This is a genomic window from Rhodococcus sp. (in: high G+C Gram-positive bacteria) (assembly GCF_049299235.1).
GTDB lineage: Bacteria > Actinomycetota > Actinomycetes > Mycobacteriales > Mycobacteriaceae > Rhodococcus.
In genome coordinates, this window is record NZ_JBAQXC010000385.1 from 1 (window position 1) to 9949 (window position 9949).

The window sequence follows — 9949 nt, forward strand, 5'->3', positions numbered from 1 at the left end:
GCACGTGACGGTGCTGCCGCGCCGGCTCACCAGCACCTCGGGGGTCGCGCCGACGAGCGTGTGCCCCCAGTAGCGTTCGCCGGCGGCGCTGAGGTCCACCGCGTACGTCGCTGCGGTGGGGTACCGGTCGACCAGGCGGGCGGCGACGGCGAGCGGTTCGAGGGGTTCGTCGGAGTCGAGCGACACCGATCGCGCCGCGACGACCTTGCCGAATTCGCCGAGTTCGATTCGGTCGATCAGTGCTCGGACCCGCGCGACGTGGACGCGGGGCTGCGGGTTCTGCGCGAGCATCCGCACCGGTGGCAGTGCGCCGAGGCCCGCGGGCGGGTGCCACGGCCCGTCGGTGACGACGATCTCCTCGGGCTGCATCAGCGCAGGTGGACGTTCCGGGTCGAAGGGCAGGGCGCCGACGACGAGATCGGCCTCGTCGCGGTGCAAGGCCCGCGACGCCGAGGCGACAGTGTCGTAGAGGCGTCGGATTCCGGTGGTGCGGAGGGTGCGATCGGCGCGCGAGAGCAGGAAACCGTCCATGATGTGCTCGACGATATCGCCCGCTCCGGGACGTGGTGTGTCTAACGTCCCGGCGGCACGATCAGCACCGGCCGGTGGCTGTGGCGCAGCACATGGTCGGCCACCGACGACTGCAGCAGCGACCGCAGGCCGGTGGTGCCGCGCGTCCCGGTGACGATGATGTCGACGTCGAGTTCGTCGGCCGCCTCGATGATCGAGGACCACACGGCGTTGACGATCTCGATGGTGCGGCCTTCGGCGTCCAATCCCGCCGAGCGGGCCAGGTCGAGGCCTTCGGAGTTGGTGACCTTGGCGTCGGTGAGCGCGACGTCCTCACCGTCCTCGTCGGGCACCCATTCGGGTTGCATCACGCCGGACAGTCCGGACATCCGCGCGGCCTGACGCATCATGGGTTCCCAGGCGGTGACGATGACCGCACGGCACGATTGGAGGAACCGTCCCGCGTATTCGACGGCGCGCTTGGAGTTCTCGGAGCCGTCGTAGGCAATGAGAATCAGATCTGCGGGCATCGCACACCCCCCTGGTTCGAACCGGCTGCTCGAGGTGAGACTACCGGTCGGGGCGGGCGGTGGGAGCCGGGCGGTGGGAGTCGACTGTGCGATGGTCGGCTACCGTCGACGTCCATGCGTATCCGTCACAGCCTTGTCGTCGTGCTCGCCGCCGCGACCGCGGCGGTCGGTTGCGGCGGGAACGATTCGCCCGGCGTCTCGGCCACCTCCGGCAGCGAGTCCGTGTCCGTTCCGGCGGTTGCTCCCGCGACCTCCTCCACCGCGACCGCGTCGGCGCCCGCGCCCGTGCCGGTGTGCGGTGACGAACTCCTCGCGTCGCTGACGTTGCGGCAGAAGCTCGCGCAGTTGCTCAACGTCGGGGTCACCGGCACCGACGATGCCCTCGCGATCGTGCAGGCGGAGCAGATCGGCGGGATTTTCGTCGGGAGCTGGACCGATATGGCGATGCTGTCGAACCGGGAGATCCCCCAGGTCGCCGCGCAGAGCCCGTTGCCGTTGATGGTGACGATCGACGAGGAGGGGGGCCGGGTCTCCCGGGTCGGTGATCTCCTCGGGCCGGATCCGTCGGCGCGGGTCACGGCGGAGACGATGACCGTCGAGCAGACGTATGCGATGGCGCTCGAGCGTGGCCGTGAACTGCGCGATCTGGGTATCACCGTGGATTTCGCGCCGGATGTCGACGTGACCGACCGGCCCGACGACGATGTGATCGGTGATCGTTCCTTCTCCGACGATCCGCAGGTCGTCGTGCAGTACGCGGGCGCATACGCGCAAGGCCTGCGTGATGCCGGAATTCTCCCCGTGCTCAAGCACTTCCCGGGCCACGGCTCGGCGTCGGGTGATTCGCATACCGGTGCGGTGGTCGCGCCGCCGCTCGATCAACTGCAGCGCAGCGATCTGGTGCCCTATCGCGAGCTCGTCGACTCCGGTGTGGCCGTGATGCTCGGCCACCTCGACGTGCCCGGCCTGACCGACGGACTTCCGGCGAGCATCAGCCCTGCGGCCGTCCGGTTGCTGCGGGACGGCACCGGTTACGGTGCGCCGCCGTTCGACGGGGTGATCTTCACCGACGATCTGTCCGGGATGCGCGCGATCACCGACAACTACGGCATCGCCGAGGCGGTGACGGCCGCGTTGATCGCCGGTGTCGACCAGGCACTGTGGTTGACCACCGATCAGGTGCCCGAGGTGCTCGATCATCTCGAGCAGTCGGTGCAGTCGGGGACGTTGCCTGCCGCGCGGGTCGACGACGCGGTGCGCACGGTGGTGCGGGCCAAGGGCGCGCTCACCTGCTGATGTCCTGACAATCGGATGTCCTGGCATTCGGAATCCGCCGGACCCGTCGACGTTCCCTACTCTAGGGTAAGGAGCGAGACCTGAGCAGTATGGAGGGCACATGGCCGGCGGTACCAAGCGACTGCCTCGAGCGGTGCGGGAACAGCAGATGCTCGATGCCGCCGTGGAGGTGTTCTCCGAGAACGGGTTCCACGAGACGTCGATGGATGCGATCGCCGCGCGGGCGTCGATCTCCAAGCCGATGTTGTATCTGTACTACGGCTCGAAGGACGAGCTGTTCGCCGCGTGTGTCGGCAGGGAGGGGCAACGGTTCGTCGAGGCGCTGACTCCGGCGGGCGATCCCACCTTGCCGCCGCGCGCCCAGCTGCGGGTCGCGCTCGAGTCGTTCCTCGGGTTCGTCGACGAGCATCGCCACTCGTGGATGGTGCTCTATCGTCAGGCGCTCGCTCAGCAGGCGTTCGCGAGCCAGGTGCGCGGCAGCCGCGACCGGCTGATCGAACTGACCGCGCACCTGCTCGAATCGAGTACGCGTGAGCCCGACGAGGACATGGACTTCACCATCATGGCGGTCGCGTTGGTCGGTGCGGGTGAGGCGGTGGCCGACCGTATCGCAGGCGGAGAGATCGATGTCGCCAAGGCCGCCGACCTGCTCGAGAATCTGGCGTGGCGTGGCCTCGCCGGCCGCAAGCGCAACGAACTTCCCGGCTGACCCGGCCTCGCGCCGATACCTGGGAAACGTGGATCGGGCGGTCCGGGACGCCCCCATCGCGTCCCGGACCGCCCGAAGTCGGTGCGGCAATCCCCGATCTCAGCGCAGCGTGGCGCTCAGGTGCGGGTACTGCTTGCTCGGATGCCGTAGGGACAGGTCCCACCCGTCCGTGACGCGCTGCGCGTACAGGTTCACCGTCGCAGGCAGCAGCACCGGCTTGCCGAACCGCACGGCATAGGTCACCGAGTCCGGGATGCGCCCCTCGACGGCACGCAGTGTCGCCGCGGCGCTCCACATGCCGTGCGCGATGGCGCGCGGGAAGCCGAACGCCTTGGCGCCCAGCGTGGAGATGTGGATCGGGTTGCGGTCGCCGGAGACAGCCGCATACCGGTCGATCGTCGCCTGGTCCACCCGCAGGGTCGAGGTCGGCACCGCCGGGATCTCCTCGGGTGCCGATTCCGGTTTGGGCGTGCCCGACAGCGAGGTGCGCTGCTGGTGCAGGAACGTCGACGTCTGCCGCCACACCTGTTCACGACCCACCGAGATCTCGGTGACGACGTCGACGAGCAGACCCTTGCGGTGCTCGCGCAGATCCGTCGCGTGCACGCGGATGTCCAGCGGCTCGGTCACGGAGATCGGCCGGAACTGTTCGATCACGTTCTCCGCGTGCACCGAGCCCATCGCTGCGAACGGAAATCCCTTGGACACCATCAGCTTCATCACGACGGGAAAGGTGAGCGTGAACGGGTAGGTCAACGGCAGTGTGTCGCTGAACCGCAGCCCGCACACCTTCGCGTACTCGGCGAGGTTGTCCTGAACGACGCGCACGCCGCGCAGCAGCAGCGTGTCGTCGGGCAGCGACGTGCCGGACGCCCCGACGACGGGCAGCGCGGAGATCACCGCTCGGGAGTAGACGTCGAGGATCGACGGTACCGAGTCGAGTTCGATGACGGCCATCTACGCCCCCAGCATGGACTGGCCGCACACACGCACGACCTGGCCGGTGACGGCGCTGGAGGCGGGGTTGGCGAACCACGCGACGGTCTCGGCGACGTCGACGGTCTCGCCGCCCTGGTTCAGCGAACTGATCAGACGGCCGCCCTCACGGGTCGCGAGCGGGACCGCGGCGGTCATCGCGGTCTCGATGAAGCCGGGGGCGACCGCGTTGATGGTGATGTTCTTCTCGGCCAGCACCGGCGCGGTGGCCTGCACGAGACCGATGACCCCGGCCTTGGAGGCGCCGTAGTTGGTCTGGCCGCGGTTGCCGGCGATTCCGGCGATCGACGACACGTCGATCACGCGGCCGCCTTCCTTGAGGGCGCCCTTGGCGACGAGCACGTCGGTGATTTTCTGCGGAGCGATCAGGTTGACCGCCATCACCGAATTCCAGCGGCCCTCGTCCATGTTGGCGAGCAGCTTGTCGCGGGTGATGCCGGCGTTGTGCACGATGATGTCGGCGCCGCCGTGGCGCTCGAGCAGATGTGCCGCGAGCTTCTCGCCGGCGTCGGCGGCGGTCACGTCGAGCGCGAGGGATGTGCCACCGACCGCGTTCGCGGTCTGCGACAGTGCGTCACCCGCGGCGGGGATGTCGGCGGCGACGACGGTCGCGCCGTCGCGGGAGAGGACCTCGGCGATCGTCGCGCCGATACCGCGTGCGGCACCGGTCACGACGGCGACCTTGCCCGCGAGCGGCTTGTCCCACGACGCGGGTGCGGTGGCCGCGCCTGCGCCGACACGCACGACCTGGCCGTCGACGAACGCGGACTTGGCCGAGAGCAGGAAGCGGAGGGTGGATTCGACACCGGACAGGCCTGCGGAGGCATCCGGTGCGACGTACACGAGTTGTGCGGTCGCGCCGCGACGCAGTTCCTTGGCGACGCTGCGGGTGAAGCCCTCGAGGGCGCGCTGGGCGATGCGCTCGTCGACGGACGCGGCTTCTTCCGGTGTAGTGCCGAGAACCACGACGCGGCCGCTCGGGCCGAGGTTCTTGACGGCGGGCTGGAAGAACGCGAACAACTGCTCGAGGCCGACGGTGTCGGTGATCCCGGTCGCGTCGAACACGAGCGCGCCGAAATTCTTCTCGGTGGGATCGGCGAAGACGTAGTCGGTCAGCAGGGTACGGATCGGTTCGACGAGCCGTCCGGTGCCTCCGAGCAGTACCGGCCCGGCCAGCGCCGGCTGGCCGGGCTGGTAGCGGCGGAGCTTCTCCGGCTGCGGCAACCCGAACTGCTTGGCGAGGAAAGCCCCGGGTGCGGACGTGATGAACTGGGCGTAGAGCTTGGGCGCACCCTTGGTTTCGGCCACGATTCCACCTTCTCTGGTTCGGAAGTCATGCGGTGTCGACAATAACTTACTCGTGAGTAAGAATAGTAGCCAGAGTTCGCATCCACCAGCACACCGGGAGACGACCACGTGACCACGAAAACCCGTTCCACCACTTCGCGCTCGTCGCGCCGCGTCGCGGTGCTCGGCGGCAACCGCATCCCGTTCGCCCGGTCCGACCGCAAGTACGCCCGCGCCTCGAACCAGGACATGTTCACCGCGACCCTCGACGGCCTGGTCAGCCGGTTCAACCTCCAGGGTGAGCAACTCGGCGCCGTGGTCGGCGGCGCAGTCCTCAAGCACAGCCGCGACTTCAACCTGATCCGTGAATGCGTACTCGGCAGCGCCCTGAGCCCCTACACCGCCGCCTGGGACCTCCAGCAGGCGTGCGGCACCGGCCTGCAGTCGATCATCTCCGTCGGCGACGCCATTGCGGCCGGCCGGATCGACTCGGGTATCGGCGGCGGCGTCGACACCACCTCCGATGCCCCCATCGGCGTCAACAACCAGCTGCGCGAGTTTCTGCTGTCGCTGAACCGGGCGCGCACGACCGGCGACCGCATCAAGCTCCTCGGCAATGTGCGTCCGTCGATGCTCGGCATCGAGATCCCCCGCAACGGCGAACCCCGCACCGGGCTGTCGATGGGCGACCATGCCGCGATCACCGCGAAGGAATTCGGGATCGCACGTGCCGACCAGGACGAACTGGCCGCCGCGAGCCACCGCAACATGGCCGCTGCCTATGATCGCGGGTTCTTCGACGACCTCGTCACCCCGTTCCTCGGTCTCACCCGGGACGACAACCTCCGTCCCGGCTCGTCGGTCGACAAACTCTCGACCCTGAAGCCGGTCTTCGGCACGAAACTCGGCGACGCCACCATGACGGCGGGCAACTCCACACCGCTCACCGACGGCGCGTCCGCCGCGCTGCTGTCCACCGAGGAATGGGCCGCGGCCCGCAACCTGCCCGTGCTCGCGTACCTCGTGGACTCGGAGACCGCCGCGGTCGACTACGTTCACGGTGGCGACGGCCTGCTCATGGCCCCCACCTACGCGATTCCGCGCCTGCTGAAGCGCAACAAGCTCACCCTGCAGGACTTCGACTTCTACGAGATCCACGAGGCGTTCGCGTCCGTCGTGCTCGCGACCCTGCAGGCCTTCGAATCCGAGGAGTACTGCAAGGGCAAGCTCGGCCTCGACGCGCCGCTCGGCTCGATCGACCGGAGCAAGCTCAACGTCAACGGATCGTCGCTCGCGGCCGGGCACCCGTTCGCCGCGACCGGAGGGCGGATCGTCGCGTCGCTCGCCAAGATGCTGCACGAGAAGAAGGCCGAGACGGGCAAGCCCGCACGCGGCCTGATCTCCATCTGCGCTGCCGGTGGGCAGGGTGTCACCGCGATTCTCGAGGCGTGAGCGGAACCCACGAAAAAAATTCCGGCAGGTCTGTAACACCCGGACGTCGGGGCCGATAGACCAAGCGACCCCGCATTGCTGCCTGACCCCCGACCTGGCAGCGGTGCGGGGTCGTTTCTGTTCCCGAGGCAGTTGCGGCCGACTCGAATCGGTGTCCACCCGACCTGACAATTAGTCTGGATCACGAGGTGCGCCCGGCCGGGGGCGCCCACAGTCGGAGGGACACGGGTGAGCGGTAACAACGGTGCCGAGGACCGCAACGATACGAGCGGTGCGGTTCCCCCTACCGAGCCGGACGCGCAGCCGACGCCGGACGTCTCCGGTGATGCAGTCTCCGGTGAAGCATCGGACGATGCTGCGGCAGAGAAGCCCGCCGGCGAGAGCGCAGCCGCCGAGACAGTCGCCGCCGAGACAGTCGCCGCCGAGACAGTCGCCGGCGAGACAGTCGCCGCAGACTCGGAATCGGCACCGCCGTCGACCGACCGATTCGTCTCCATGTCACCGCTGCGTGACGCCCCGGATGCACCGCAGACCGGCGAGGACGATGCGGTCGACACACCGCCTCCGGCGCGGTCGACAGCGCCTGCTCACGGCACGGTGAAGCCCTGGGAGATGCCCACCACGGCTGTCCCGGTCGTGCCGAATGCCGGGACCAACTCGCTCTTCGCCAAGCCGGTCGACGAGCCGGCCGCACCCCAGAACCCGGCGTCGCCTGTCGTCGCAGACGCAGACGCGGATTCGCCCGCCGCCGAATCGCCCGAGGCGGCAGCGCAAGCCGAAGAGAGCCCGGCCGGCGACGTCCCGGTCGAGCAGGAACCTGCCGACACCGCCCCGTCCGATGCCACCGCCCCGTCCGATGACACTGCTGCGTCCGGCGATACTGCTGCGTCCGGCGACACCGCACCGGCGGACGACACCGCACCGGCGGACGACACCGCACCAGCAGACGACACCGCACCAGCAGACGACCCGGCTCCGGCCGAAATCGACGACGCTGCGCCGACCGTCGCGATCGATCTGTCGTCGCTCAGGCGAGTCCCGCCCGCCGATCCCACCGTCGCGCTGCGGGAGGGTGCTGACCTCGACGCGCCGACCGAGATCGTCCCGGTCGTCGTGGCCGAATCGGCTCCGCCCACCGTCCCGGCAGGCACCCCGCCCGCCGCCCCGCCTCCTGTTCCGCCCGCCGGTCCTACCCCGGACCCGGGTACGCCCCCACCCGCGGGTCCGCCGTGGCGGAAGATCGCACTGGCCGGTGGCGGGGTCGCGGCAGCCCTGGCGGTCCTCTACGGCCTCGACCTCGCGGTCACATCGGGCAACGTCCCGCGCGGGGTGACCGTCGCCGGTATCGAAATCGGTGGCAAGTCGGTCGACGACGCAGAGTCGCTGCTGCGTGCCGATCTCGGCGACCGCGCCGGACAGCCGGTCGAGGTGACGGCGGGTGACACCGTTGCCGAGATCGTTCCGTCGCAGGCCGGACTCGACGTCGACTGGGCGCACACGCTCGACCGCATCGGATCGCAGCCGCTGAACCCGTTCACGCGCATCGCATCGTTCTTCGGTAGCGACGAGATCGGTGTCGTCTCGACACGCGACGACGCGGCGCTGGCGAGCGCACTCGAAGGCGTGCGCGCGAGCACCGAACGTGCGCCCCGCGAAGGCACCATCGTCTTCGAAGGTGCGACCCCGGTCGCGGTGTCCCCGCAACCCGGGCAAGACCTCGACCTGGCCGTCGCGGCGGACATGTTCAGCGAACGCTGGGCGTTCGGCGACGTCGCGCTCCCGGTGGACACCATCGAGGTGACCGTGACGGCCGATGCCGTCGAGCGGGCGCTGCGCGATATCGCGATTCCCGCGGTGGAGTCCGATGTGCAGGTCGAGGGCCACGACGACACCGTGGCGACGCTGCCCCGCGACCGGATCGGCACGATCCTGTCGTTCGTGCCGGACGGCGACGGTGGATTGAACCCCGAGTACCACTCGGAGGTCGTCGTCGATTTCCTGCGGCCGCAGCTCGCGGCGACCGAAGTGGAACCGAAGGACGCGCGGGTCGTCATCGAGGGGTCCGCGCCGACCGTCGTGCCGAGCATCAAGGGTGAGCTCGTCGACTGGGTCAAGACCTTGGAGACGCTGCCGCAACTGCTGGCCTCGTCCGGTGACCGCACCGTCCCGGCGGTGTACGTCCCGGCGGAACCCGCCCTCACCACCGAGGCCGCCGAGAAGCTCGGCATCCGTGAGGTCATCGGTGAGTTCAACACCGGTGGCTTCTCGTACGCATCGGGTGTGAACATCCGCCTGGCCGCCTCCGAGATCGACGGCGCGCTCGTCAAGCCGGGAGAGACGTTCTCGCTCAACGGACACACCGGTCCGCGCGGGTCGGCAGAGGGGTACGTCGAATCCGGCATCATCGAAGCCGGACGTCCCGGAATGGCAGTCGGCGGCGGCATCAGCCAACTCGCGACGACCCTCTACAACGCGACCTACTTCGCGGGCATGGAGGATGTCGCGCACACCGAGCACAGCTACTTCATCTCGCGCTACCCGGAGGCGCGTGAAGCCACCGTCTTCGAAGGGTCGATCGACCTGCAGTTCCGCAATCCGTTCGACACGGGTGTGCTCATCGAGACGATCGGAACGAACTCGGACATCACGGTCCGTATCTGGGGAACGAAGACGGTCGATGTGCAGTCGGTGACCGGTGAGCGCACCTCGTTCACCTCGCCGAACACGATCACGCTCCCCGCCGGCGACGCCTGCATCGCATCGGGTGGCGGGCAGGGATTCACCGTCAGCAACACGCGCATCATCACGGATGTTTCTTCGGGACAGCAGGTTTCGCGCTCGACGCGCACAGTGAAGTACGATCCGGTGCCGATCGTCGAGTGCGTCGAACCGGAGAGCAAGCCGGGCGAGGACGACGACCGCACACCGGAAAGCACCGTGGCATCCGGTTCGGCACCGACGACGAGTGCCCGGCCGGCGCCGAGCGTCGTTCCGACGACATCCAGTGTCCCGACACCGGAAGCCGAAGCGCCGGAAGCCGAAACGCCGGAAGCCGAAACGCCGGCCGCGACGACGACCGTGGCGACGGTGCCCGATGCCGCGGCAGCGGACGAGTAGCGTTCTCCTCCCGCCTTCGGTGAACGAACAGTAGTGGCCCCCACCGTAATCC

General features: G+C 68.9%; 8 protein-coding genes. 4 read left to right on the forward strand and 4 right to left on the reverse strand.

All coding sequences use genetic code 11. The features are described from left to right. The coding region (locus WAX14_RS23570; protein ID WP_422630462.1) for a chorismate-binding protein at positions 1 to 531 on the reverse strand (531 nt) is incomplete at its 3' end. 41 nt (positions 532 to 572) lie between these two features. Beyond that, positions 573 to 1040 (reverse strand): universal stress protein, encoded by a 468-nt coding sequence (locus WAX14_RS23575; protein WP_422630463.1) that lies wholly within the window; start codon positions 1038 to 1040, stop codon positions 573 to 575. A gap of 114 nt (positions 1041 to 1154) precedes the next feature. Between WAX14_RS23575 and WAX14_RS23580 the strand changes: the two genes are divergently transcribed. Together WAX14_RS23580 and WAX14_RS23585 are read left to right on the forward strand one after the other, a co-directional pair. Next, positions 1155 to 2336: a glycoside hydrolase family 3 N-terminal domain-containing protein gene (locus WAX14_RS23580; RefSeq protein WP_422630464.1), complete on the forward strand. Its 1182-nt coding sequence runs from the start codon at positions 1155 to 1157 to the stop codon at positions 2334 to 2336. Between the two features lie 100 nt (positions 2337 to 2436). Continuing rightward, entirely contained in the window at positions 2437 to 3045 is a 609-nt protein-coding gene (locus tag WAX14_RS23585; protein WP_422630465.1) for a TetR/AcrR family transcriptional regulator, read from the forward strand. A 99-nt stretch (positions 3046 to 3144) separates the two neighbouring features. Here WAX14_RS23585 and WAX14_RS23590 read toward each other — a convergent pair whose 3' ends face one another. Then, a complete protein-coding gene (locus WAX14_RS23590; RefSeq protein ID WP_422630466.1) occupies positions 3145 to 4002 on the reverse strand; it encodes a MaoC family dehydratase in 858 nt (285 codons plus the stop codon). Continuing rightward, complete coding sequence (locus tag WAX14_RS23595) at positions 4003 to 5349, reverse strand: 3-oxoacyl-ACP reductase (RefSeq protein ID WP_422630467.1); 1347 nt, start codon at positions 5347 to 5349, stop codon at positions 4003 to 4005. A 108-nt stretch (positions 5350 to 5457) separates the two neighbouring features. Between WAX14_RS23595 and WAX14_RS23600 the strand changes: the two genes are divergently transcribed. After that, positions 5458 to 6780, forward strand: a complete 1323-nt coding sequence (locus tag WAX14_RS23600; protein WP_422630468.1) for an acetyl-CoA C-acetyltransferase — start codon at positions 5458 to 5460, stop codon at positions 6778 to 6780. Positions 6781 to 7764: 984 nt separating this feature from the next. After that, the gene (locus WAX14_RS23605) at positions 7765 to 9897 is read left to right on the forward strand and encodes a VanW family protein (protein WP_422630469.1); all 2133 of its coding nucleotides are present in this window, start codon (positions 7765 to 7767) and stop codon (positions 9895 to 9897) included. The last annotated feature ends 52 nt before the right edge of the window (positions 9898 to 9949 follow it).